The sequence below is a fragment of the Pectinatus cerevisiiphilus genome, from assembly GCF_004341685.1.
GTDB lineage: Bacteria > Bacillota > Negativicutes > Selenomonadales > Selenomonadaceae > Pectinatus > Pectinatus cerevisiiphilus.
In genome coordinates this window covers 21329-47225 of sequence record NZ_SMAA01000003.1, presented here as the reverse complement: position 1 = coordinate 47225, position 25897 = coordinate 21329, and the positions used below count along the sequence as shown (strand labels likewise).

Here is a 25897-nt window from a genome sequence, read left to right as displayed (position 1 = left end):
TCCCCTCATTATATTTTTTGCCCTACCAGGTCATATGCAAATCCCTGCATAATCTTTACTTTTATAATGTCACCTGGTTTGCTGTCCTTGTCATTTTCAACATAAATCTGTCCATCTACATCAGGGGCTTCTCGATACGATCTACCGTATGTTACGCTGTCCTGTTCTGTATCACGTCCTTCAATGAGCACATCAAATATTTTTCCTTCTAAATCTTTATTTATTTCCTCAGAAATTCTACTTTGCACACTCATTAGATCATGGTACCGTTCCTGCATAATATCTTCAGGTACTTGATTAGCCATATCATAAGCGGGTGTGTTTTCTTCTCTTGAATAAGTAAAAACACCTACCTTATCAAAACGATATTTCTCTACAAAATCTCTCAAGAAATGATATTGCGAATCCGTTTCTCCTGGAAAACCAACAATAAAAGTCGTTCTCAATGATATATCAGGTATGCGCATCCTTAATTTGCCTATAACTTCTTCAATATATTCAGTGGTATCAGAACGGCGCATATTTTTTAAAACGGCATTATGGGCATGCTGAAGCGGAATATCAGCATAACTGCATATTTTTTCTTCCGAAGCCATTACTTCGATAAGTTCATCTGTAAAAGAATGCGGGTAAGTATACTGTACCCGTACCCAAGTAAGTTCCTTAATCTTCACCAATTCACGCAGCAAAGCTGCTAAACTTTCGTGCCCGTAAAGATCACTGCCATAATTCGTTGTATCTTGTGCTACGAGATTTATTTCTTTTACTCCCTTTTGGACAAGATGTTTTACTTCCTCTTTTACATCTTCAATAGTCCGGCTGCGATAATTGCCACGTACAAGGGGAATAGAACAAAAAGCACATCTATGATTACAGCCCTCAGCAATTTTCACATATGTACTAAAAGATGGTGTTGTAATAATACGGGGAGTATCCTGTTTATAAATAGTATCAACATTGCCCGTAAGCACAACACGTTTACCTGCTAAAGTCGCATTCACTGCCTCTATAATTCTAGACCAAGCCCCTGTACCGACAACTGCATCAGCTTCAGGGATCTCATCCAATAAAGTCTTTCCGTATCGTTCCCCCAAACAACCAGCAATTATCAGGGAACGGCATTTACCGGTATTTTTATATTCAGCCATATCCAAAATCGTCGTCACCGATTCTGACCTTGCCGATTCAATAAAGCTACAAGTATTCACTATTAATATATCTGCCTCAGATGGTTCAGCAGTAATTTTTATATTATTTTTATCCAGTATGCCCAACATAACTTCTGTATCTACACGATTTTTTGAACATCCAAGACTTACAAATCCAGCTCTAAGCATTTAGTTCCTCCAAAATGTATTGTAAAGTAAATATTTTACAGCGGTCTACATCTATTGTAGTCGTATATTTTTTACCCACATATCAAGCAGTCCCGCTTTTTGTTCATCAGTAAGTACTTCCCCATTGCTAGTAAACGGAGTTAATTCTCTCCCTGCATAAGTCTTATAGGCAAGTGTCGAATAATTAGTAGGAATAAAGAAAAAGCCATTTCGTTGCAGGCATAATTGGACATCGTCGCCAAGCAGCCATTGAATAAACTGAGTCGCCTGTGCTTTATCCGGTGCATTCTGCAACAAAGCAGCTCCCGTAATCTGATAATAAGTACCATCTTCCGGATAAATGATCACCAGTGGATAATTATTATTCAAATACTTAATGGCTTCACTTTGCACAGAAATAGAAATATCCACTTCTCCCATTCCAGCCATTCTAACTGGTGTAGACAAATATTTTGCATACTGTAAAACTTTAGGATGCATTTTTTTCAAAAGAGAAAATGTTTCATCCTGTCCATAATGGCCAATAAGTGAATAAAATAAATCTGCCGAAATATCGGAAGCAAAAAAATCAGTCACACCTATACGGATATTCGGATCCGCCGCCAATTCTTCCCACGTTTGTGGTATATATGGAGCTTCTTGCAAATAATCCTTATTGGCGCAAAAAACAATCGGATCGTACCAAATACCGATCCATAAATTATTCTTATCTTTAAAAACGTTTGCTACAACATCTTCCTGTTCTGATGAAAAAGTCGATAATCTATTCAAAGAAGCGGCCTTGCCCAAAATATCCTGGCTGGAAATAATAACATCAGCCTGACCATTAAGGGGCATTGCTTCATTTTTTACTTTATCCATTAATTCTTTTTCTGATAGCAAAACAAAATTCACTTTTACTTTATTAAGCTTTTCATATTCTTCTGCTATCGGAGCAGCGACCTGCATGGGCAGTGTAGTATAAACAGTTATCTTATTTTTGTTCACTGCGACCTGTTGATTAACACCCGTATAATATATCCAATATGTATTTATAGCCAACAAAATAAATAAAATACCGCACACAATAAAAAGCAGTGGTACGTAGCGCCGCATAAACAGCCTCCTAACTATCAGAAGCGAATAATCAATGCACTAAAATTCACTTTACATTAAAGTATAACATTTTATAAAAAATAAGCAACCGTCGCCAACCGCAACGATTGCTCAATTTCTTTTTTACTATTTTTTCCGCATCCATATAGGTATATCCGGTATATCTCTTTCCATTTTAAAATCATTAATTTTATGTGTCACTGTACTAACATCCATTTTCTTACCATCAAGTTCTACCGTCACAGTGCTATCATCAAAACCAGTGGCGATAACAGTAACGCGGACGTTATCCTGCATATTTTCATCAATAGCTGCCCCGAAAATTATATTTGCGTCTTCATGTGCAGCTTCTGATATAATTGCAGATGCTTCATTTACCTGGAATAAACTCAAATCAGAACCGCCTGTTATATTGAGCAACACCCCACGCGCTCCTTGAATTGAAGTTTCCAGCAAGGGACTATTTACAGCCGCCCGAGCTGCATCCACGGCAGCGTTTTCACCTGTCGCTTCACCAATACCCATAAGTGCCGATCCAGCATTATTCATAACAGATTTTACATCCGCAAAATCCAGATTAATAAGTCCCGGTATAGCAATCAAATCAGAAATCCCCTGCACACCTTGCCGCAACACATCATCAGCTATGCGAAAAGCGTCCATCATAGATGTCTTTTTGTCAACTACATCCAGTAATCTGTCATTAGGTATTGTAATAAGTGTATCGACATTCGTCTTTAGGTTTACAATGCCCGATTCTGCCTGTTTAAATCGTTTGCGCCCTTCAAAAGTGAACGGCTTTGTAACAACACCAACAGTAAGTGCGCCTATTTCACGCGCACATTCAGCTACTATAGGTGCAGCCCCGGTACCTGTGCCACCACCCATACCTGCTGTCACAAATATCATGTCAGCACCACGAAGTGCACCAAGCAATTCTTCGCGGCTTTCTTCTGCGGCTTTCTCGCCAATTTCCGGTTTAGCTCCTGCACCTAATCCACGTGTTAATTTTTCACCGATTTGAATACGGTTTTGTGCTTTAGCATTTAAAAGGGCTTGCGCATCTGTGTTAACTGCTATGAAATCAACCCCCTTAAGGCCTGATTCAATCATACGGTTAACTGCATTATTCCCGCCACCGCCAACACCAACAACTTTTATTTTAGCGAATTGGTCAACGTCCATATCTAATTCAAACAATAGAAGCAACCTCCATATACTCCGGATAAAATGCCGTTCACGACACATAAGCAGTCATATTAATAGTTATATTATATAACAAAAGGAATAAATAATCCATCTTAATTTTCTCTATTGTTACATTATTTTTTAATCAAACGATGCCTGAGATAAGAGAGATTCTTAAAGATTCTAAGCGCAAATACGAATAACACTACGTAATAGAGCTCAATTGACAGATTATCCCCAAGGAAAACCATTAATACTGCTAATATCGTGTTTAAAAAGAAACCAAGCAAAAAGTTAATATTATCAAAAGTGTCAATAAAAACTGCTTTCAGTCCACCAAATACTGCATCAAAACCAGCCAGTAAAGCTACAGAAAACAACTTACTATATTCCCCGGGAATTGTTACATTACAAAAATAGCCCACTATTGCCCCTATAATCAAACTAATAATAGCAAAAATCATTGTGTGTCGCCTTTCTCCACTGATTTGGCATATTTAAAATCAGATCCTCTGTTATAAGAAGGCAATGTCATCTGCGTCTTTTTATCAATATTCACCTTTATGCCCCATACACTCAGTGTATCCATAACGCCGCCACGCATCTTCATGGCATTTTCCATCGTGTCGGCTTCACCTATAGCCTGTATCACAAAAGGAGGCGCTGAGCGTTCATTATTGACAGACACCGTAGGTCCTGCGCATCTTATTTCAGTAGTGGCTACTACTCTCTGTCCATTTATAGAAATAGCTTCAGCTCCTGCTGCACGAAGTTCATTTACTATTCTTAGCATATCTTCATCGTGTATTATATATAAATTTGCGTTTTCATTGGCAGCAGTTTTCTTGCTGCTGTCCTCGACGGTCACTACAATCCCCGGTCCAGTCACTTCTGTTGCCCCTGCTTCAATCAACTGTGCATCTATCAAACCTGCATTTTTATCTTGTGACATTTTTTCTGTCTGCTTTTTTAGTGCATCTCTTTCTTTTTCCGTAGCCAGTAAACGTTGTGATAACTCTTCTGTCCTTTGATACTGAGTTGAATATTTAAAACTATTTTGTGTAGAATGGAATTGAATAGCCATCATAAATCCCAATACAAAACATGCCAATATAATTGATATTCGATTAGATTTCCTTGACAGCATAATTTTCTCCTTAATCACGGCTTGAATTTAAGTACAGGGGTGGTATATTCAAAGTCAACATATTCAATAGGTTTTTTGATTGTCTTCAAATCCTCCAAAAAAACCATCGTTTTTTTTGCTTTCTCTTCATAGAGAGATAAGTCCCCTAATTTTATTCTCACTCCGCCGGTAGTATATGCCATAATATTTTGCGGTACCGCCAGATTTATTTCTGATATCTGTTCCAAATCTGCATTGTCCAAACTTTCAAGGAAGCCTGCTGCCTTAAGGACATTTTCATCTGATATCCTGTCACCAATATAAACATCCGCTATTGTAACTCCCGTCAACATAGGAAATTTCATTGTCTGCATATTGTGGTAAGCATTCATGACGACCCCATCACCGGCTATATCAACATACCCATAATTACAGAGCAGCGTTGCGATAGGCTTGCGTTCTTTTACCTCAATGACCAGCATATTGGGAAAGCTTCTCCGCACTGCTGCCTTTTCAATACGCAAATCACTCTCCAGCCGTTTTTGCAGATAATCTGTCTTCACCGCAAAAATATTTATTGGCTCCTTAATGCCCGCAATTTGGCATATCTGATCTTTAGTAAGGCCAGTTTGTCCCTGTACTACGATACTACTCACTGCCAGTATAGGAGAATTCAGGAAAGAGATAATTCCTGCCAATAAAAGAAATAGCAAAAGCCCTTTTACAATATAACGTCTGGGAAACTTTCTTTTCATACGCAATATGCAGGTATCCTCCTTCTCCTTTTATATTACAGGCCAGCAAATATTTTAATCAATCATATCTATCATCATTTCGCAAAGTTCGGGGAATTCTATTCCTGCATGTCTTGCCGTATCAGGGACTAACGAGGTACCAGTCATTCCCGGTACAGTATTAATTTCTAAAACATATGGTATATTTTCTTCACTCAAAATCAAATCAACACGTGCTACTCCGCTACAGCCTGTTATTTCACACGCTTCAACTGATGCCTGTACAACTTTTTCAGCCGTATCCTTTGTTAGGGGAGCTGGTATTATATGCTGCGAACAACCTTTTGTATATTTATTATGATAATCATAAACTCCATTTGCTGTAACTATTTCTATTATTGGCATTGCCTTTTTTTCTTTATTGCCATAAACTGCTACTGTCAATTCACGGCCTTTTATAAATTCTTCTACAATGATTTCCCTGCTATAACGAAAAGCTTCCTTCATACCCACAGTAAAATCATCTTCATTTTTAACAGTAACAACACCAATGCTTGATCCTTGATCGACAGCCTTGACTACTACCGGGAAGTTGAAAGTATCTGCCACTTGTGCCTTTATATCAATATTTTCGACGTCTGTATCTTTAAAAAATAACGTGCGTGGCGTACTTATGCCCGCTGATAAAAATATCCGTTTGCTGGCAGCCTTATTCATTGTCAACGCACTAGCCAAAACATCTGAACCCGTGCAGGGAATATCAATCATCTGCATAACTGCACGTAAAATACCGTCTTCACCATACTTGCCATGGACTGCATTAAAAACCACATCGCAACCGCTCTGCTTTACATCATCGACAATAGTCTGCGGATGAAGTTCGATTGGTACCACTTTATGACCTTTACTCTGCAATGCTTCTACCACTGCCATCCCCGTCAAACGTGATATTTTTGCCTCAGAGGAAGGGCCTCCCATAACAACTGCAATTTTATTATACTTCACATTCCATTCTCCTGACTAATTATAATTATATGTCCAAACAATAATAAGCGTCCATCAATTTAAATTTAAAAAGACTATTTTTTTATAGTTTCTGTGCTAGTTCTTCGCCACATTTAAATATATTACCGGCTCCCATAGTTATAATCAGGTCGCCCGGTTTCATTATTTTTTGCACATAACTGCTTATCTCATTCATATTTTCGATATACACTGCTTTTTTCCCTGTTTTTTCCACTTCATCAAGAATAGTTTTTCCTGATATTCCCGGAATTGGTTTTTCTCCCGCAGAGTATATATCTGTAAAAATCAAAACATCAGCCTGCGAAAAACAATTGCCAAACTCTTTAGCCAAAAGCTTAGTTCTCGTATAACGGTGCGGCTGAAATATGCAAATAAGCCGTTTAGGTTTTGTCTGCTTAGCCGCATCAAGTGTAGTTTTTATTTCTGTAGGATGATGGGCGTAATCATCCACTATCCAATAGTCAGTGGTTTTTTTCTTAGTCTGAAATCTGCGGTCAGCGCCATGGAATATTTTAAACCCTTCTGCAATCTGCTCCATACTAATACCCAAGAACCTGCATATAGCGACAGTTGCCAATGCGTTTAAAATATTGTGCCGTCCCGGTATGTTCAGTTCTATCCTGCCAATGCAGCTTTTTTTATAAAGCACATCAAAGCTTGTTTTTTCTTTCGACATTTTTATATTGTCTGCCATATAATCAGCGTCATTAACAATACCATATGAAATAAATGGTCTATCTGTAAGTGCTGCTATTTTTCGCACATTTTCATGATCCAAACATAAAACAGCAGTTCCTGTCGGTTGGACATTACTTATAAACTGGCGAAAAGCTTTAATAATATTTTCCATTGTCCCATAATGATCCATATGGTCATCTTCAATATTAGTTACAGCTGCCACATATGGATAAAATTTTAAAAAGGACCCATCGCTTTCATCTGCTTCTGCTATTACGTATTCACTTTTACCAAGGCGGGCATTGCCATGGAAATAATCAACCACTCCGCCAATCACTACAGTAGGATCTACTCCAGCATGATCTAAAACTACGCTCACCATTGAGGAGGTAGTTGTCTTGCCATGTGAGCCCGCTACTGCTATTCCCTTTGCTGAATTTAGCAGCTCAGCAAGGATATCTGAACGATGATATACTTTTATATTCTTCTCTACAGCAGCTAATAATTCAGGATTATCAGCAGCAATAGCTGATGATTTAACTACTGCATCGCATCCGTTTACATTAGATGAACGATGCCCTTTATATATTATTGCGCCACGTTTTTGCAGTCCTGCCACAATTGCCGACGAAGTTAAATCAGACCCTGTCACAGTATACCCTTTTTCCAACAATACTTCTGCAATGGCACTCATGCCAATTCCGCCGATACCAATAAAATGAATTTTTTTTATATTATTAAGCAAAAAATTTTCCCCCTGCTGTTTTTATAAGTTATGCCTTGGAAACAACCATCGCCAAAATCATATCGGTAATATTTGCCGCTGCTTCTGGATGTCCCATAGTTTTACTAGCTAGAGCCATTGTCTTCATCTTTTCTTCTGAAAGCAACAGGTCTGTCAATTCTTTAAGCAGTCTTTGCCCTGTCAGTTCAGAATTTAATATCATTACTGCTGCCTTTTTTTCCACAAGAGCACGGGCATTAAATTCCTGGTGATTTTCAGCAGCATACGGATAAGGAACTAAAATTGACGGAATACCGCGTGCTGTTACTTCTGCCAAACCGATTGCCCCTGCCCTGGCTACCGTGATATCAGCCGCAGCTAATGCCATAGGCATATTGTATAAATACGGTTTAATAAAAATATTATCCGCCTTTTCTAAATCAACATTATAAGCCTTCATGCTATTAATTACATTCTGATATTCACCACGGCCAGTAACATGTAAAAATTGCACCGCTTCATTATTGAAATACTGTTTATATACAGCAGGCATCGCTTCGTTTATCCTTCTTGCGCCCCTGCTGCCGCCTGTAATGAGTACAGTTTTTTTTGTTTTACTCAGTCCCAGCTCCTGAACCGCTTCACTGCGAGAATACCGCAAAACATCTTTACGTATAGGATTTCCCGTCAATACAGTTTTAGCAGGAGGAAAATGCACGCGGGCAGATTCATAACCGCAAGCTATCTTGCTGACAAATCTAGCCAATATCTTATTAGTTATACCAGGGATAGCATTTTGATCCTGAATAAGCGTTGGAATTCCCATTAAAGATGCCGTGAGCAACAATGGGCCGCTCACATAACCGCCCGTTCCTACTACAGCATCAGGCCGATATTCCTTTAAAATGCTGCGTGCTTTCATAACTCCAGCAACAGCCTTACCTAAAACCACAAAATTTTTAAGCGTTATATGCCTGGCAAACCCTTCTATATCAATGGTTCGGAAAGGGATATCTGCTTTTGGCACTATATCTGCTTCCAAGCCTTTTGCTGTGCCTACATAAAGCATTTGCGCTTTAGGATCTCTTTCTTTTATATTTTCGATCAACGTTATTGCTGGGTAAATATGCCCACCAGTGCCGCCCCCGGAAAAAATAAATTTCATTTATTCATTACTCACTTCATATTATTTATGTAATGCATTAACTATTTTTTTAAAATCGCGGCCGCGTTCTTCATAGCCATCATACATATCAAAACTTGAGCAAGCTGGCGAAAGCAAAACTACTTGCGGCTTAACAGCGTATTTATACGCTAATTCTACCGCTTTTTCCATAGAATAACCAGCTTCTATTATATTATCTTCCTTTATTCCATTAATAATAGCTGCTTTTTTAAATCTGGCTGCTGCATTACCAAGCAGAATTAATTTATCTACCCGTTTTTTTACCAGCTTCATAAATTCCGTCAAGTCTGTTTTTTTGTCATAACCACCAGCAATAAGGATAATATTACCGCTAAATGTTTCCAATGCTTTTATTGCAGCATCTGTATTAGTAGCTTTGGAATCATTAAAATACTCAACGCCATTAATGTTACGGACTGGTTCTATACGATGCTCTACTCCAGGAAAAGTCTTTAAAACAGCAGCTATCTGTTGCACCGGTACCCCTGCTAAAAAAGCCATTGCCGCCGCTGCCAAAGCATTTTCCAAATTATGGCTGCCCTTTATCTTTATTTCATCAATAGAGCATATTACATACTGTCTACCGTGCCATCTTATTACTAATTTTCCCTGTAATACCGTTGCCCCTTCGCCAAGGCAAACCTCATGGCTGAAAAACATCACTGTACTTTTAGCACGGTCAGCCATTCCCCGCGTGCGCGGATCATCATAATTTAAAACAAGAAAGTCAGATTTACCCTGATTGGCAAAAATCTTTTCTTTCATTTGCTGGTACACTTCCATAGAGCCATGTCTTGCTATATGGTCAGGTGTAACATTGAGCACTGCGGCTATTTTAGGACAAAACTCATGCGAACTTTCCAATTGATAACTGGAAATTTCCGCTACAGTACAACCTTCCGCACCTACCCGGCATACTTCTTCGCATAATGGAATGCCTATATTCCCACCGACACCGACTTTTTTGTACAATTTTTCCATTAATAAGCCAAGTAACGTTGTTGTCGTCGTTTTCCCATTTGTTCCCGTTATGGCATAGATAGGTGCCTTGGCAATATACCACGCGAATTCAATTTCACTAATGATTTTTATACCAAGTTTTTCTACTTCAGCCAATAAAGGGATATGTAACGGTACTGCCGGTGACAATATAACGATATCCGCATCTTTAAAAATATCTACTGTTTGTTTACCTAAAATCAGTTTTACATTAAGCTCTTTTAATTCATTTAAATTATATTTTATCTGTTCTTCAGTTTTTGCATCATTCAACACTACTGATGCACCTAATTTGCAGGCAATTTTTGCAGCCGCTATACCACTTATACCTGCTCCTAAAACTACAATACGCTTATCAGCAAAATCCATTTTATTACTTCTTTCTCAACTTAGTAAAACCGCGGCCAAGCCCATAATTCCAAAAAACACACTAACCAGCCAGAAATTTCGTACGACTTTTACCTCCGGCCATCCTTTAAGTTCAAAATGGTGATGAAGCGGGCTCATCAAAAATACCCTTTTCCCATGTCTACAATGAAAAGAAACGACCTGAATTATAACGGAAAGGGCTTCTATGACAAACAAACCGCCAATAATTATAAGCAATAATTCAGTGCGTGTCAAAACAGCAACTGCTGATATCACACCACCAAGTGCCAATGATCCCGTATCACCCATAAAAATTTTTGCCGGGTGCTTATTAAACTTCAAAAAACCCACTAAAGCACCTGTACATGCTAGACAGAAGACAGCAAGATCAATTTTATTAAGATAAATGCAAATTAAAGCATACGCAAAAGCAGCAATTGCCACTGCACCTGCCGCTAAACCATCAAGTCCATCTGTCAAATTTATAGCATTGGTCGTACCAACGAAGACAAACCATACAAGGACATAATAAAAGAGCCCAATATTTACGTTTACATTCAGGATTGGCAGCCATAAACTTGTGTCCAACACACCATTATGGATACCTAAATATGTTACCAGCAAAGCAATAATCAATTGTCCCAAAAATTTTTGGCGCGCCTTTAAGCCAAGATTTCTTTTTAAGACAACTTTTATATAATCATCAATAAAGCCTATACAAAAATACCCAAGCATTGTTAAAAAGGCCAGCCATATTTCCACGCTCATATGGGCAAAGGCCACAGTACCGATAATAATCCCAATGACTATCATTATGCCGCCCATCGTAGGCGTACCAGACTTTATCTGATGACTCTTCGGTCCCTCCTGCCTTATGCTTTGTCCAAACTTTAATTTATGAAGTTCGGGAATAAGCTTAGGCCCGCAAATGAGTACAACAATTGCAGAAAGGATTGCCGCAAAAACAGGATAAGCTATTACCATCATTTTTATTTCTCCAATAACTCTATTATTTTTTCCATTTGCATACTATGTGAGCCTTTAAATAAAACAGCGTCCCCTTTTTTCAAAATAGTTTTCAACAACATTGCTATTTCTTCATGGCTTTTACAGCTTTGCACAAATCTTATTCCACTGCATTTAGCTGCAATTGCCGCACAATCCGCCAAAGCCCCAAAAGTTATCAAAATATCAATTTTATGGGCAGCACAAAACCTGCCTACTTCTTCATGCGCCTGTTGGGCAATAGCTCCCAATTCTTTCATATCGCCAAACACAAAAATGCGCCTTTTAGCTGGTAAAATCGTCAAATTTTCTATGGCAGCCTTTGTCGAAAGAGGACTAGCATTATAAGCATCATTAATTATAGTATAATCTTTTAACCGTAAAATCTCAAAGCGCATTCCCGATGATGTAAAATTAGCCAATCCGTGCTTTATCATAGACCAGTCTATATGCATTGCACGACCGGCAGCAACTGCGGCTAAAGCATCATACACATTGTGTTTACCCATAAGCGGTATGGTAAGTTCAACACTCTGTCCAGCTTCTTTACAAGTAAATACGGTTTTATTGCTATCCAGCATGCGTATATTTTCAGCTGTTATGTCTGCCTTATTATCTATCCCAAAAGTTACTATTCTCGCCTTTGTTTTTACTGCCATGGCCGCTGTATATTTATTGTCAGCATTTAAAATAACCAGCCCATCCGCCTTTATGGCTTCTACCAGTTCACCTTTCGCCTTTGCAATATTTTCTTGCGAGCCTAAAAGTTCTATATGCGTATTACCCACATTTAACACTATGCCTATATCTGGTTTAGCTATGCCAGCTAACGTTTTTATTTGGCCGAGTCCTCGCATCCCCATTTCTATTACAGCGACTTCATGTTCTGGCCGCAAAGACAATAAGGTGAGTGCCATTCCTATTTCTGAATTAAAATTTTTCTGTGTTTTCAACACTTTATAGCGTTCTGCCAGTATAGCCGCAGTCAAATCCTTAGTCGTCGTTTTCCCGTTTGATCCCGTTATTGCCAAAACAGGAAGGGAAAACCGGCTCCGCCAGCCACCGGCTATATCAAGATACGCCTTTAAAGTATCCTTGACATATAGTATGGTAATATTTTCATTTTGTATTTTTGTTACTTTACTTTTATCAGCTAAAATTACACCTGCTGCACCATTTGCTACTGCCTTATCAAGAAAATTATGTCCATCAAAATTTTCTCCCTTTATCGCTAAAAAAATCATTCCCGGTCTTATACTGCGGGTATCAGTACTCACATCTCCAAAAGTCGTTTGGTTCTGTTTCATGATCTCACAGCCGGTGTAATTTTTTAAATCTTCCAATGTAAACGCTGGCAATTATTTTTCCTCCGCAAGTTTCGTTTTTATTGCACTGACAGCTACTTCCCTATCATCAAAATGAATTATTCCTGTCTTCAATATTTGATAATTTTCGTGGCCTTTTCCCGCTATTATTACGATATCATCCTTTTTCGCCAATTCTATCGCACGGTAGATAGCTTTTTTTCTATCGGTTATTTTTTCATGGAAATTACCATGTAACGCGGGTAATACACCTTGTTCTACCTCACCCAGAATAAATTCCGGATCCTCTGTACGCGGATTATCCGATGTTGCAATCACTATATCAGATTTTTCAGCCGCTATTCTTCCCATTATTGGCCTCTTTGTGCGGTCACGGTCACCACCGCAGCCAAACACTGTTATAATACGTCTTTTAGCAATTTGTTTAGCTGTATTTAAAACATTTTCCAAACCATCTGGTGTATGCGCATAATCCACTATCACACAAAAATCCTGGCCAGCACGAATTAGTTCAAATCTGCCTGGCACACTATGAAACTCTGCCAATGCTTGTTTTATAAGTTCTGGTTTTATTTTTTCAGCTAAAGCTGCGCCCACAGCTCCCATAACATTATATACATTAAAAAGACCTGTTATATTTAAAAATAAATCCATCTGGCATAACCTTCCAGTTATACGAAATGAAGCACCGTTCATATGAATATCAATATTTTCGGCTTTAATATCTGCATCTTTCTTAACCGCATATGTGAAAACAGGGCATTTCGTATGCTGTTGCATTACCTCTGCAGTAGGATCATCTATATTAATAATAGCGGTTTTATTATTCTTCACATTTCCTGGTGCAGTCAGCGATGAAAATAATTTAGCCTTGGCCAATGCATAATTTTCAAAAGTCTTATGAAAATCCAAATGATCCCGTGTCAAATTAGTGAACACTGCCGTATCATATTCACAACCAGCTACACGATGCAACGCCAACGCATGCGAAGATACTTCCATAACCACATAATCCATACCCGCCTGTGCCATCTGAAATAAAATCTGCTGTAAATCAACTATATCAGGGGTAGTATTGTGGATGGGAAGTACTTCGTCTTCTATCATTATTTTTATAGTACCGATCAGGCCTGTCTTATAACCTGCCTTACGTAAAATAGAACGAATAATATATGTTATAGTAGTTTTTCCGTTAGTTCCGGTAACACCAATCATTCTCATTTTTCTACTTGGATAATCATAGAAATACGGCACAATTTTTTCCATAGCTGCATGCATATCATCAACTATTATTTTAACTATATTATCTGGTACGTCGACATTTCTTTCGGCTACGATTGCCGCAGCTCCGTTTGCCAATGCATTCGGCACAAAATCATGGCCATCAACAGTGGCTCCTTTTACGCAGAAAAAAAGTGATCCGTTTTTTACTTTACGCGAATCATATTCAACCGAAGTAATATTAACATCCATATTATTTGTAACTTTAACATTGTCTAATTTTCCTATTAGGCTTTTTATGGATTTTGGCATTGCAGTACCTCCTATTTTTCCAAAACAAATATATTATAGCAGATAATCGGAAAACTAAAAAGGAGCTGTCCCAAAACAGCTCCCCGCATCCCTAATATCAATGATTTTTATTGGCAAAATATACCTTTGACGGCAAGACCATTCCTAGTTCATTAACCGCAATTTTTTTTATTCTTTCAGGAGATTTCAAGCCTGCTATATCCAGCTTCAATCTTGCATTATCCTTCTCAAGCATAGCCACTGACTGCTTCATCTTTACAAGCTCGTATCCTTGTTTCGCCGCTATGCCATTGCGAAAAGTAATAAACATCCCCATAGCAGATACGAGTACAACTAACACTAAGCATTGCAAACGCAACTTACTATTCAAATTAACCTTTGATCCCACTGTTCTTTGTTTCGATCGACTCATATAACTGCGGGTCGGTGACTGCTTTTTAACGGTCGATTTTTCCGCTAAATTACCATAACTATAATACCTCGACATTGTCTGTTCCCCCACATAGTCCATCCTTGAAGTTATATAAATTTTCCGCCCTACATAAAATAAAAACTAACTTAACTATTGGTTTAATTAAAACTAAGCCATATTATCCCCTACAACTACACAATCTTTTCTGCGATACGCAGTTTAGCACTCTTTGCCCTTGGATTCGCTTCAATCTCAGCTTCAGAAGGCACTGCTGCCTTGCCACACAGCTTTACCTGTTTTTTGTGGCCGCAGACGCAAATAGGAATGTCCGGTGGGCAGATACAGCCTCTAGCCATAAGTTTAAGAGTGTTTTTGGCGATTCTATCCTCTAATGAATGAAATGTGATAATAGCTATTCTACCGTTTTGGTTCAAATGTTTAACAGCACATTCAAAAGCTTCTTCTAAAATATTTAGTTCATTGTTTACTTCTATACGAACAGCCTGAAAAACCCTTTTTGCCGGATGTCCCGTACTACTTCTGCGAACTGCTGCAGGTATGGCCCGCCGTATAACATCTACCAGCTGCCCTGTAGTTTCTATTGGTGCCGTTTTTCTTCTTTCTACAATGAACTCTGCTATTCTTTTTGCCCAGCGTTCTTCACCATAATCTTTGATTATTTCCGTTAAATGTTCCTGACTATATTTATTGACAACTGTATATGCCGTAAGTTCAGCATCTTCATCCATTCTCATGTCTAAAGGAGCATCATGCATATACGAAAAGCCGCGTTCCGTATTGTCAATCTGGGGAGAGGATACACCAAGGTCAAATAAAAAACCATCAACCATATCAATATTTTCATTTCTTAATATTTGCCCAAGATGCGCAAAATTATCATGAACAATTTTGATATTGCATGTATATTGCGCCAATTTTTCTTTTGCAGCTTCTACGGCTATAATATCCTGGTCTATTCCCAGCAAGGTTCCTTTTTCACTTAAGGCAGCTGCAATGCGGGATGAATGTCCAGCTCCGCCTAATGTGCAATCTACATACACTCCATCTGGTTTTATTTTTAAACCCTTAATAACTTCATCAGCCATAACACTGATATGATGAAATTTCAATTAGTTGAACTCCCCCCATGAAAATTGGCTATCAATAGAATATTTCTCTCACAATAATATCTTTTATATATTCTTTACGAAATTATTTATTCCTCTATAAATATAGAATATTATTGTTTATATTAGCTCTCTTTACAAATCAGGTAAACTAAGATTATCCCTTATTGTTAATATATCTCCCGCAATATTCAAGTTTACCGGAGAATTTAAAATACGGATATTATCAATTTCTTTACGTTGCAGCTCAAATGCATTTGCCCTAAATTCCGGCGTCATCACAGCTTGCAGCGTTTTCTTGATAGTATCATTCTGTGCTGCCATATACTGCCGGGTTTCTTCCAAAACCGCATAGCTCAATTTATAATTTTCATCCGACAATTCTTGTGGCGGCAAGGCATCCTTCATTTTTCCCTGGAGTTTATCCGAATCAGTTTGTATTTTTACAAGATCCTGCTGCAATTCATCAGGATCTATTTTCTCCTTGGAAAAGTCCTCAAGCGTATTATTATACCTAGTCCAAATTCGATCTATATCTTCTAAATACTGTTTATATTCTTCATACCATGTAACAAAAAACGGTTGTTCACTCAAGATTTGCGTCTTTTGCGCTTCTGTCATGACATTTTGTTTTGTCTGCCCGTGCCAAAAAGAAAAAATAATCCCTGTGCTGATCAATATAATAGCTGTAAATAAATAAAAAACACGTCTTTGTGGTAAATAACGATAGCCGACATATAATAATACCACAATAAATATTCCGATTCCCGCTAAGAGCAAACTATATTTCATCTGCCGTCTCCTAAATCCCTATAAATTTTTAAAGCCTGCATTCCCGCAGAAAAATTATACATAACGCCCTTACTCATTGCAATAAACTTATTTTTTTATTATACTTTTAACCATACTTTATTTCAAGTAATTGGAGGCTTATCCATGCAAATAGGTTTTATAAAAAAATCTTCAAAAAATTTCTGGCTGTTATTCAAGGGGTATTGGCAGTCAGATGACAAGTGGAAGGCAAGGGGACTTTTGTCAGCTGTTATTTTGCTGAATTTAGTATCTGTATTTTTAATGCTTGAAATGACCAGCTGGTTCAACGAATTTTATACTATCCTGCAAAATTATTCCTATCATTTATTCTGGCAGTCCATCAGCAAATTCACTATACTTGCTTTGCTACTCATTTTCTTCGCCGTATATGCATTTTATCTACAACAAATATTACAAATAAAATGGCGTACATGGATGACAAAACAATATCTTGACCAATGGTTAAACGACCAAACGTATTACAAATTGCAAACTAATAATAGTGATACGGATAACCCCGACCAACGTATCCAAGAAGATATAAATCTTTTTGTAAGCTTAACCTTATCTCTTGGTATTGGTTTATTTAAACAATTTCTTGTCCTTGTTTCTTTCATTGCCATGTTATGGCAGTTATCTGGCAGTTTCTCCATTCCGTTTAACAATGGCACGTTGGTCATTCCTGGTTTCATGGTATGGGCAACTCTGGTCTATTCTATTATTGGTACTTTTATTACCCACAAAATAGGGCACCAACTAATCGGCCTTAATTTTAACCAGCAAAAATATGAAGCGAATTTTCGTTTCTCATTGGTGCGTTTACGTGAAAACAGTGAAAGCATAGCATTTTATCGTGGTGAAACCCCTGAAAAAGATAATCTAAAGACTCGTTTTATATCTGTCATTCTCAATTTTCGGCAGATAATAGCCCGGCAAAAAATTCTTACAGGAATAACTGTCAGCTATGCACAAATTGCTATTATACTTCCTATTTTAATAGCAGCTCCTCGTTATTTTGCTGAAACACTGTCTATCGGCTGGCTCATTCAAACCTTGACAGCCTTCGGTAAAGTACAAGATGCTCTATCCTATATCGTTACTTCATACACTGACATAGCACAATGGTCATCCGTTATACGTCGTTTAAACACGTTTGCGATACATATGAAAAATGCTGATGAAATCCGCTCTGCAATCCAGACAAGTACAGGAAATGTTTTAAAAACACAAAACTTGACCATCAGCCTACCAAAAGGACAACCTATTTTAAAAGATCTTAATATGGACTTACCTGCTGGAGAAAATTTAATAATAACCGGTTTCTCTGGTTGCGGTAAAAGTACTTTACTGCGCACCTTAGCCGGTATTTGGCCCTTTGCCAGCGGAAAAATAACTCTACCAGCCCAGCAAAATATTTTATTTTTACCACAAAAGCCTTATCTTCCCTTGGGAACGCTGCGCCAAACCCTTTATTATCCGCAAGCAGCGCCGACTATGGACACTAAAAACCTTGTCGAGCTTCTTCATCTATGTAAATTAGACAAATTAGCCAACCAGTTGGAGAATACAAACGATTGGAGCCGCATTCTTTCTTTAGGGGAACAGCAACGCTTGGCTTTTGTAAGAATACTCCTAAAAAAGCCAACATGGATTTTTCTAGATGAAGCTACCTCTGCACTGGACGAAGATACAGAAGCATATATGTACACATTATTAAAAAAAGAACTACCACATGCTACTATTATCAGTGTAGGTCACCACATGACACTCCTTTCCCATCATAAATACAGATTAAAGCTCAACAATAATGGCAGTTACCTGTTTTCTCCCTTAAATGCAATACCGCATATGAATTCCTCGCCAGATTGTTAAAGACCACGGAGGTGTCTTATGATTTATAAAAATTTTTCCCAAAAAGATTTTGACGAGGCAGAACAAGCCTATAATAATTGTACCAGGAAGACACGTGTTAAACCCACCCCCATTCCCAAACGGCAAAAATTCAGTAAAGGGCAGAGTACCGCTCTATTAATTGCTTTTCTTATTACCATTTACAGTATTTTTTCACAAGACATTCCGGGGTTCTTTTTAGGTATTTCATTTTGTGTGTGGATGCTTCAATATTTTACTTATAAATTAACACTTGCACATCAAAAAGCAGCTATTTCACTTTTAAAAGCTTTAAGTTTGACTTTATTTTTTGGTTCTATAGTATTACTGTTTTTATAGCTAAACTCAATCAATAAAATCTGGAGATGTGCCTTTATGCAAAAAAATGAAGAAATAGAAATAAAATTACAAATAACTGATGCCAGCAGTATCCCTCCATTAAAAAAATTTTTAGCTTCATTATACCAGCCAGGGTCACCTGTGCTGCTGCATATGTCAGCCCGCTATTACGACACAAAGGATACCTTACTTCAGCAAAAAAAATTAGTTTATAGAGTACGTAGAGAAAATAATATTTATATAGCGACAATAAAGGGAAAAAACCTCTCAAAGGATTTTCTTGCCCGCCGTCTTGAAATAAACCGCAAGGTAAATACAATAAAACCAGATATAAAAATTTTTTCTGACATTCCAAATCTTGCTGGGAAAATAAATTCAGTTTATAATCATTCTCTTTTACCAATAGTTACTAATGTCTTTTTGCGTTACAAAACTAATATTTTTTTTAATGCCTCAAAAATAGAAGCAGCTATAGATGTTGGTAATATATATGGTCGTTCAAAAACTTCCCCTATACAAGAACTCGAACTGGAACTCAAGTTTGGAGAAGAGTCTGACGTTCTTCAACTAGCTGATATCATCAAGAAAAAATTCTTTTTCAAACCATCAAGGAAAAGCAAATTCTCCAGAGGTTTAGAATAAAAATCTTATTTGTACAAAAACAAAAAATTCTTTTTTTTATAAGCAGGATTTATTGTACTGCATACAGAAAAATGTATATAAGATAACGACAGGAGCAATGAATTTAAAGTTATGAAAAAGTTATATATATCCTCTTTTACATTTACAATTTTAATATTCTTTGCTCTCAGTTTTATCTTTACCAACGAAGTATATGCCAGTCTAATATCTACCAAACAGGAAATCTCAATTGGTGAAGATGCAGCAAAATATGTAGAAAAGAAATACAAGCTTGTTGATGATGCCGCACTTCAAGCCCGTGTTAATAAAATAGGGCAAAGCTTGGTTGCTGTATCTGGTAGAAAAGACATAAAATATACTTTTAAGGTTCTTGACTCAGATGATGTAAATGCTTTTGCCCTTCCTGGCGGTTTTATCTATGTGTTCCGCGGACTCACTGATAAAATACAGACAGATGATGAACTTGCTGGTATTTTAGGTCACGAAATTGCCCATGTAGTAAAAAGACATTCCGTAAACCAGTTAGAAAAAAATATGGGCATCACAATACTAGCTACTATCTTATTATCAAAAACGGAAAATGGCATGACGGCAGAACCAGCCATTTTATCAACTATTGCAGCGGGATACAGCCGCAGTGATGAATCCGAAGCTGACAAGCTAGGTTTTGAAGAAACATTGGCTGCAGGCTATAATCCTTATAGTATGTTAGTTGGTCTTATGAAACTGAATACATTGTCGCCAAATGAAAAAACAGATCTTTTCTCCGATCATCCTAGTACGTTAAAACGAATCACAAAGATGAAGGAATATCTTCATACGCTAAACATCCCAGTCCAAGTAAAAGGTAATGAAGCATCAGCTTATGTGTATGGACCAACTGGACAAACCCCCACCATAAAAATCTCTATGAATGGACTTTCTCCACTTGAAAGGGCGTATTTTATAGCAGGTAACATCTACAAAATAACACAACAGCCTGCTTATAATCCCGATTATTACCTTCTTGACAGTGATGGTACTAATATCTCTATTTATTATAATGATATTTATATTATGAGCTTAACGCCAGATGATGCAGCTTCTGCTAGTAGTGATCTTTTGTCTTTAGCAAAAGAATATATTTCTTCTTTCAAACAAATATTAGCTTCATGAATTTAAGTCATAAACCATCTCATATTCCTTGCGATTTAGCTTAATTTATATAGCTGCCACTATATTTAAAAGGAATTTTCGCTTTATTTTATGTTTTAAAAATTAAGTGAAAATTTTAAATCAATCTTATATTTATCCGTGTTTTATGTTTTTAATAATATACTTGTGTTTTATCAAAATATAAGTATATTAATTTTATTTTTTACATTTTTATATGTAATTTTGTACATTTTAGCTAATAAACATTTACTTTTAAGAATGGATGTCTTAAGATATAAATATAATATATGTAGACATTAATTATATCTTCCCTAATTCGTCCAAATTTATATTTACTGCGGAGGGAACTATTATGAAAAAGACAGAATGCCTGGCAATGATTTTGGCAGGAGGACAAGGCAGCCGGCTCGGTGCGCTAACAAAAAGAATTGCTAAACCAGCTGTTCATTTTGGTGGAAAATATCGCATCATTGACTTTCCGCTCAGTAATTGTTCAAATTCAGGCATAGAAACAGTCGGTGTACTCACACAATATAAACCGCTGGAACTGCATACGTATCTTGGTACAGGTGAAGCGTGGAACCTGGACAGAAAAACCGGCGGTGTTTATATTTTACCCCCATATGCACGTGAAAAAGAAGCAGACTGGTATAAGGGTACTGCTGATGCGATTTATCAAAATATTAACTTTATTGAAATGTATGATCCACAGTACGTTTTAATTTTATCAGGTGATCATATTTATACCATGGATTATTCATGGATGTTAGAAGAACATAAAATGAATAAAGCCGATGCAACAATAAGTGTTATAAAAGTCCCACGTAAAGAAGCTTCCCGATTTGGTATTATGACAGCTGACAAAACCGGCCGCATAACCGCATTTGAAGAAAAACCCAAAAAACCACAAAGCACGCTTGCCTCCATGGGAATTTACATTTTCAATTGGAAAATTCTAGAGCATTATTTAAAAGAAGATGCAACTGACTGTATGTCAAGCCATGATTTTGGCAAAAATATCATTCCTAAAATGCTCGCTGACAATGTACGTTTGTTCTCGTATGCATTTGCAGGTTATTGGAAAGACGTCGGCACCGTAGAAAGCTTATGGCAGGCCAATATGGATCTGCTCAAAGAAAAGCCTTCATTTGAATTAGACGGTCCATGGCGTATTTATTCTTCACAGTCTCCGTTACCGCCCCATTTCGTGGGTTCTGATGCCAAAATAAGTAATTCATTAATAAGCGGCGGTGCTGTTATCGAGGGAAATGTTAAAAACTCCGTCATCTTTCCAGGAGTCCACATTGGTAAAAATACTAATATAGTCAATTCGGTAATCTTCCCCTTCTGCATCATACATGAAGGAATCCATATTGAGAAAGCTATTTTAGCACCACATTGTGAAGTAATGGACGGTTGCCGTATTTTTGCAGACAATGGAACAATTACAGTAATACCGGAAGGTGAGATTATCACACCTATTAGTAGTGACGATAAACAAGTAGGCTGATGATAGGAGAATAATATGAATTATATATTGGGTTTAATAAACTTATATGAAGATAATAGCCTTATAAAAGAATTTACCCACAAGAGACCTATTGCCACCATCCCATTTGCCGGAAGATACAGGTTGATAGACTTTGCTTTATCCAGTATGGTCAATTCAGGCATAACCTCAGTAGGGATTACCTTTCCTGAGAAAGCAGCATCTGTCCTTGATCATCTCCGCTCAGGGAAGGACTGGGATCTAGCCAGACGGCATGATGGTTTATTCTATATTTTACCGGATAAAGATGAAAATAACGCACATCAATCAGATTTAAAAACTTTTTACCAAAATTTAGAAGTCTTGCAGCATAATCCCCAAGAATACTTTATTATATCCAGTGGGCATACTGTTTTTAATATGGATTTTAATAATGTATTAAGATTCCATCAAAATACCAATGCAGATATAACAATTCTTTACCATAAGACAGGCAGGGAATTTCAATCCCCCTGCACACTCATAAAAACTAAAGAGAACGGATTAGTAACCGATATTGCCAAACGTTCCAAAACTCGTAAGGATTCGGAAATTTCAATGGGTGTATATCTTATGTCCCGCAAAATATTTTCGGCTATAGTAGAACAATCCTACGAAAGAGGCGGATCAGATTTTCTCGTGGATGGAATAATGCGTACAATATCCCAATATAATATTTATGGATATTATTATGATGGTTATGTCTCAAATATCAATTCAATAGCTGATTATTATCAAACTAGTATGGATTTATTAGACCCCAAAATCTGGAATGAACTGTTTATCAATAAACTTCCCATTTACACGAAGACAAAAGATGATGTCCCCACACGATATAAACATCACGCGCAAGTCCACAATTCCCTGATTGCCAACGGATGTGTTATAGAAGGTTTAGTCGAGCATAGTATCTTATTCCGTGATGTAAAAGTAAAAAAAGGTGTTGAAATAAAAAATAGTATCATTATGCAAAACTGCCAGATTTCTGAAAACTCACATATAGAAAATACTATTTGTGATAAGAATGTGATTGTTTCATCCCAAAAATGTTTAAAGGGCGCAGAAAACTATCCTTTTATTGTGGAAAAGGGCACCGTTATTTAACAAAAGACCATAACAACCAGACGATACATTATCGTTTCGCACTAAATATCCATTTGCATAAACTGTATCAAAAGGAGAGATAGCTAAATATGCTTACAAGTAAATTATTGGAAGAAAAGAATAGATTTGAACATCTATTCTTGCAGACAGCCAATATAATGTTTGGCCGCGATATGGAGGATTTGACGAAGGAAAATCTCTATCAGGCGCTGGCAAATACAATTCGACAATATATAAGCGAAAACTGGATAAGGACAAATAATTATTATACGGAACATCACGAAAAACAAATATATTATTTCTCCATAGAATTTCTGCTTGGTCGCTTACTCAACTGCAACATTTTAAATCTTGGCATAGAAGATATATGTTATTCCGCGATGCATGACCTTGGCATTGACCTCAACAGCTTATTTGAGGAAGAACCTGATGCAGGCCTCGGAAACGGTGGTCTTGGCCGTCTAGCTGCCTGTTTTATAGACTCAATGGCTTCACTCGGTATAGCAGGCCACGGTTGCAGCATTCGGTATCAATACGGCTTATTTGAACAAAAAATTATCAACAACAACCAAGTTGAACTTCCTGACAACTGGTTAAAAAATGGGTTTGCCTGGGAATACCGCAAAGCGGAAAAAGAAGTTAGTGTGTCTTTCGGCGGCAACGCTTATATGAAAAAGATGCCAGATAATACCTTAAAACTGGTTTATGAAAATTACACTACGGTTTCAGCCGTTCCATACGATGTCCCCATTGTTGGTTATCATAATGGTGTTGTAAACACATTGCGTCTTTGGAATGCAGAAGTCAGTCAGAATTTTGCCCAAAATGGTGTTCTAACACATCAGCAGCTTCAGGAAAAAGTAAAATTTCAATATCAACTTAAAGCAATAACCAGCTGTCTATATCCTGACGATAGTTCTAATATGGGCAAACTGCTCCGCCTGACGCAAGAATATTTTCTTGTGTCCGCTGGTATCCAAAGCATCATTCGGCACTATAAAAAAGACTTTCCTTCTTTACTTGATTTTCCGCAAAAAGTCGCAGTTCATATAAATGACACCCATCCTGCCATGGCAATTGCCGAACTAATGCGCATTCTGGTTGACGTAGAAGGGCTCCCTTGGGAACAAGCATGGGATATTACCGTCAAAACCATGGCCTATACCAATCATACAATTATGCCGGAAGCTTTAGAAACATGGCCTATAGATATGTTCCGACCCCATTTACCACGTATTTATCTCATCATCGAAGAAATCAACCGTCGCTTCTTAAAAGGTGTACGGCAGCGCTATCCTGGCAATGAAGATATAGTCCACAGCTTTTCTATCCTGCAGGACGGCCATGTCCATATGGCAAGGCTGGCAATAGTCGGCAGTCATAGCGTCAACGGTGTTGCTAAAATCCATTCTGATATATTAAAAAATTATAGTATGAAACAGTTTAATGATTATTATCCTCACAAATTCAACAATAAAACTAACGGTATTACACACCGGCGCTGGCTCATGGCTTCCAATCCAAAGCTCACCTCACTCATAGATGATCTTATTTCCTCCGATTGGAAAACAGATCCAGAGCAGCTCATAAAACTACTTCATTTTACTGAAGATGCTTCTGCATTAGAAAAACTTAATAAAGTTAAACAGTTCTATAAAAATAATTTGGCAACTTTTATTAAAAAGAAATATTCCATTTCAGTTGATCCGCTCTCAATATTTGACATACATGTTAAGCGCATTCACTCTTACAAACGGCAAATTATGAATATATTACGTTTAATGCATGTTTATAATGAGTTCTACGAAAACCCTAATTTTGATATGCTTCCCCGCACCTACATCTTTGGTGGCAAAGCTGCCCCTAGTTATTACATTGCCAAAGAAACTATTCGTCTCATCAATACTGTTGCCAGTGTGATAAACGCTGATAAAAAAGTCAATAAAAAAATGAAGATAATTTTTCTTGAAAACTACGGTATATCACTTGCCGAAAAATTATTTCCAGCAGCAAATGTCAGTGAACAAATATCTACAGCCGGTAAGGAAGCTTCCGGTACAAGCAATATGAAATTTATGATGAACGGCGCAATTACCCTTGGCACACTTGACGGTGCTAACGTAGAAATACATGATGCAGTAGGCGATGACAACTGTGTTATCTTTGGTCTCAATGCCAATGAGGTATTATCTTACTACCAAAATGGCCGGTATTCAGCCTGGGACGAATATAATAACAATCCCGCCATACACCGTGTTATTGACCAACTCTTGACAGGGCCATTTACCAGTAATGGTGATTTCCGGTCACTTTACAATTACTTTTTCGGCAGTAATGATGAATATTTTGTCTTTAAAGATTTTGATGCGTACTGCCAAGCCCATAAACGCATTGAAAAAAAATATCGTGATGCCGCAGCTTGGCACAAATCCAGTCTCATCAACATTGCCCACTCCGGTATGTTCTCCAGTGATAGGACAATAAAAGAATACGCCGACGATATCTGGGACATACATCCAATAAAATTACCCCTTGAAAATTGACTTTCACGGAAAGCGAGGA

23 protein-coding genes are annotated in these 25897 nt (G+C 37.5%); 7 read left to right on the top strand and 16 right to left on the bottom strand.

Features of this window, described 5'->3' with window-relative positions; genetic code table 11:
* Window positions 1-8: 8 nt before the first annotated feature.
* From rimO to EDC37_RS02280, 16 genes are all read right to left on the bottom strand, one after another.
* Window positions 9-1337: a 30S ribosomal protein S12 methylthiotransferase RimO gene (gene rimO / locus EDC37_RS02355; RefSeq protein WP_132547537.1), complete on the bottom strand. Its 1329-nt coding sequence runs from the start codon at window positions 1335-1337 to the stop codon at window positions 9-11.
* A 51-nt stretch (window positions 1338-1388) separates the two neighbouring features.
* On the bottom strand, window positions 1389-2432 hold the full coding sequence (locus EDC37_RS02350) for an ABC transporter substrate-binding protein (RefSeq protein WP_132547535.1): 1044 nt from the start codon (window positions 2430-2432) through the stop codon (window positions 1389-1391).
* Window positions 2433-2558: 126 nt separating this feature from the next.
* Window positions 2559-3632, bottom strand: a complete 1074-nt coding sequence (gene ftsZ / locus EDC37_RS02345) for a cell division protein FtsZ (RefSeq protein WP_132547533.1) — start codon at window positions 3630-3632, stop codon at window positions 2559-2561.
* Between the two features lie 122 nt (window positions 3633-3754).
* Window positions 3755-4084, bottom strand: a complete 330-nt coding sequence (locus tag EDC37_RS02340; protein WP_132547531.1) for a small basic family protein — start codon at window positions 4082-4084, stop codon at window positions 3755-3757.
* Window positions 4081-4767 (bottom strand): DUF881 domain-containing protein, encoded by a 687-nt coding sequence (locus tag EDC37_RS02335; RefSeq protein WP_132547529.1) that lies wholly within the window; start codon window positions 4765-4767, stop codon window positions 4081-4083. The genes EDC37_RS02340 and EDC37_RS02335 overlap by 4 nt, the downstream gene beginning before the upstream one ends.
* A 14-nt stretch (window positions 4768-4781) precedes the next feature.
* A complete protein-coding gene (locus EDC37_RS02330) occupies window positions 4782-5501 on the bottom strand; it encodes a cell division protein FtsQ/DivIB (RefSeq protein WP_231040112.1) in 720 nt (239 codons plus the stop codon).
* A 54-nt stretch (window positions 5502-5555) separates the two neighbouring features.
* Window positions 5556-6485 (bottom strand): D-alanine--D-alanine ligase family protein, encoded by a 930-nt coding sequence (locus EDC37_RS02325; protein WP_132547525.1) that lies wholly within the window; start codon window positions 6483-6485, stop codon window positions 5556-5558.
* A gap of 82 nt (window positions 6486-6567) precedes the next feature.
* Window positions 6568-7929 (bottom strand): UDP-N-acetylmuramate--L-alanine ligase, encoded by a 1362-nt coding sequence (gene murC / locus EDC37_RS02320; protein ID WP_132547523.1) that lies wholly within the window; start codon window positions 7927-7929, stop codon window positions 6568-6570.
* Window positions 7930-7957: 28 nt separating this feature from the next.
* On the bottom strand, window positions 7958-9073 hold the full coding sequence (murG, locus tag EDC37_RS02315; RefSeq protein ID WP_132547521.1) for an undecaprenyldiphospho-muramoylpentapeptide beta-N-acetylglucosaminyltransferase: 1116 nt from the start codon (window positions 9071-9073) through the stop codon (window positions 7958-7960).
* A 21-nt stretch (window positions 9074-9094) separates the two neighbouring features.
* Window positions 9095-10462, bottom strand: coding sequence for a UDP-N-acetylmuramoyl-L-alanine--D-glutamate ligase (gene murD / locus EDC37_RS02310; protein WP_132547519.1), 1368 nt, complete (start codon window positions 10460-10462; stop codon window positions 9095-9097).
* A gap of 15 nt (window positions 10463-10477) precedes the next feature.
* Complete coding sequence (gene mraY / locus EDC37_RS02305; RefSeq protein ID WP_414153114.1) at window positions 10478-11449, bottom strand: phospho-N-acetylmuramoyl-pentapeptide-transferase; 972 nt, start codon at window positions 11447-11449, stop codon at window positions 10478-10480.
* A gap of 2 nt (window positions 11450-11451) precedes the next feature.
* Complete coding sequence (locus tag EDC37_RS02300) at window positions 11452-12825, bottom strand: UDP-N-acetylmuramoyl-tripeptide--D-alanyl-D-alanine ligase (protein WP_231039951.1); 1374 nt, start codon at window positions 12823-12825, stop codon at window positions 11452-11454.
* Window positions 12826-14325 carry a UDP-N-acetylmuramoyl-L-alanyl-D-glutamate--2,6-diaminopimelate ligase gene (locus EDC37_RS02295; RefSeq protein ID WP_132547517.1) on the bottom strand — a complete coding sequence of 500 codons (1500 nt, stop codon included), beginning with the start codon at window positions 14323-14325 and terminating at the stop codon, window positions 12826-12828.
* A 97-nt stretch (window positions 14326-14422) separates the two neighbouring features.
* The gene (locus EDC37_RS02290) at window positions 14423-14812 is read right to left on the bottom strand and encodes a cell division protein FtsL (protein ID WP_165874437.1); all 390 of its coding nucleotides are present in this window, start codon (window positions 14810-14812) and stop codon (window positions 14423-14425) included.
* Window positions 14813-14928: 116 nt separating this feature from the next.
* Entirely contained in the window at window positions 14929-15867 is a 939-nt protein-coding gene (gene rsmH, locus EDC37_RS02285; protein ID WP_132547513.1) for a 16S rRNA (cytosine(1402)-N(4))-methyltransferase RsmH, read from the bottom strand.
* A 132-nt stretch (window positions 15868-15999) separates the two neighbouring features.
* Window positions 16000-16656 carry a hypothetical protein gene (locus EDC37_RS02280; RefSeq protein WP_132547511.1) on the bottom strand — a complete coding sequence of 219 codons (657 nt, stop codon included), beginning with the start codon at window positions 16654-16656 and terminating at the stop codon, window positions 16000-16002.
* 144 nt (window positions 16657-16800) lie between these two features.
* Between EDC37_RS02280 and EDC37_RS02275 the strand changes: the two genes are divergently transcribed.
* The 7 genes from EDC37_RS02275 (at window position 16801) to EDC37_RS02245 (ending at window position 25878) form a co-directional block, all read left to right on the top strand.
* Window positions 16801-18549 carry an ABC transporter ATP-binding protein/permease gene (locus EDC37_RS02275; protein WP_132547509.1) on the top strand — a complete coding sequence of 583 codons (1749 nt, stop codon included), beginning with the start codon at window positions 16801-16803 and terminating at the stop codon, window positions 18547-18549.
* Window positions 18550-18567: 18 nt separating this feature from the next.
* Complete coding sequence (locus EDC37_RS02270; RefSeq protein ID WP_132547507.1) at window positions 18568-18906, top strand: hypothetical protein; 339 nt, start codon at window positions 18568-18570, stop codon at window positions 18904-18906.
* A gap of 36 nt (window positions 18907-18942) precedes the next feature.
* Window positions 18943-19548, top strand: coding sequence for a CYTH domain-containing protein (locus tag EDC37_RS02265; RefSeq protein ID WP_132547505.1), 606 nt, complete (start codon window positions 18943-18945; stop codon window positions 19546-19548).
* A 111-nt stretch (window positions 19549-19659) separates the two neighbouring features.
* Window positions 19660-20703 carry a M48 family metallopeptidase gene (locus EDC37_RS02260; protein WP_132547503.1) on the top strand — a complete coding sequence of 348 codons (1044 nt, stop codon included), beginning with the start codon at window positions 19660-19662 and terminating at the stop codon, window positions 20701-20703.
* A 352-nt stretch (window positions 20704-21055) separates the two neighbouring features.
* Complete coding sequence (locus EDC37_RS02255) at window positions 21056-22213, top strand: glucose-1-phosphate adenylyltransferase (RefSeq protein WP_132547501.1); 1158 nt, start codon at window positions 21056-21058, stop codon at window positions 22211-22213.
* Between the two features lie 15 nt (window positions 22214-22228).
* Window positions 22229-23335, top strand: coding sequence for a glucose-1-phosphate adenylyltransferase subunit GlgD (gene glgD, locus EDC37_RS02250; RefSeq protein ID WP_132547499.1), 1107 nt, complete (start codon window positions 22229-22231; stop codon window positions 23333-23335).
* Window positions 23336-23424: 89 nt separating this feature from the next.
* Entirely contained in the window at window positions 23425-25878 is a 2454-nt protein-coding gene (locus EDC37_RS02245) for a glycogen/starch/alpha-glucan phosphorylase (RefSeq protein ID WP_132547497.1), read from the top strand.
* Window positions 25879-25897: the final 19 nt, after the last annotated feature.

Bases quoted from the DNA above. Each gene is read 5' to 3' on its own strand.
- rimO (WP_132547537.1), bottom strand. From the start codon at position 1,337: ATGCTTAGAGCTGGATTTGTAAGTCTTGGATGTTCAAAAAATCGTGTA.
- EDC37_RS02350 (WP_132547535.1), bottom strand. From the start codon at position 2,432: ATGCGGCGCTACGTACCACTGCTTTTTATTGTGTGCGGTATTTTATTT.
- EDC37_RS02340 (WP_132547531.1), bottom strand. From the start codon at position 4,084: ATGATTTTTGCTATTATTAGTTTGATTATAGGGGCAATAGTGGGCTAT.
- EDC37_RS02335 (WP_132547529.1), bottom strand. From the start codon at position 4,767: ATGCTGTCAAGGAAATCTAATCGAATATCAATTATATTGGCATGTTTT.
- EDC37_RS02330 (WP_231040112.1), bottom strand. From the start codon at position 5,501: ATGAAAAGAAAGTTTCCCAGACGTTATATTGTAAAAGGGCTTTTGCTA.
- murG (WP_132547521.1), bottom strand. From the start codon at position 9,073: ATGAAATTTATTTTTTCCGGGGGCGGCACTGGTGGGCATATTTACCCA.
- murD (WP_132547519.1), bottom strand. From the start codon at position 10,462: ATGGATTTTGCTGATAAGCGTATTGTAGTTTTAGGAGCAGGTATAAGT.
- mraY (WP_414153114.1), bottom strand. From the start codon at position 11,449: ATGATGGTAATAGCTTATCCTGTTTTTGCGGCAATCCTTTCTGCAATT.
- EDC37_RS02295 (WP_132547517.1), bottom strand. From the start codon at position 14,325: ATGCCAAAATCCATAAAAAGCCTAATAGGAAAATTAGACAATGTTAAA.
- EDC37_RS02290 (WP_165874437.1), bottom strand. From the start codon at position 14,812: ATGTCGAGGTATTATAGTTATGGTAATTTAGCGGAAAAATCGACCGTT.
- EDC37_RS02280 (WP_132547511.1), bottom strand. From the start codon at position 16,656: ATGAAATATAGTTTGCTCTTAGCGGGAATCGGAATATTTATTGTGGTA.
- EDC37_RS02275 (WP_132547509.1), top strand. From the start codon at position 16,801: ATGCAAATAGGTTTTATAAAAAAATCTTCAAAAAATTTCTGGCTGTTA.
- EDC37_RS02270 (WP_132547507.1), top strand. From the start codon at position 18,568: ATGATTTATAAAAATTTTTCCCAAAAAGATTTTGACGAGGCAGAACAA.
- EDC37_RS02265 (WP_132547505.1), top strand. From the start codon at position 18,943: ATGCAAAAAAATGAAGAAATAGAAATAAAATTACAAATAACTGATGCC.
- EDC37_RS02260 (WP_132547503.1), top strand. From the start codon at position 19,660: ATGAAAAAGTTATATATATCCTCTTTTACATTTACAATTTTAATATTC.
- EDC37_RS02255 (WP_132547501.1), top strand. From the start codon at position 21,056: ATGAAAAAGACAGAATGCCTGGCAATGATTTTGGCAGGAGGACAAGGC.
- glgD (WP_132547499.1), top strand. From the start codon at position 22,229: ATGAATTATATATTGGGTTTAATAAACTTATATGAAGATAATAGCCTT.
- EDC37_RS02245 (WP_132547497.1), top strand. From the start codon at position 23,425: ATGCTTACAAGTAAATTATTGGAAGAAAAGAATAGATTTGAACATCTA.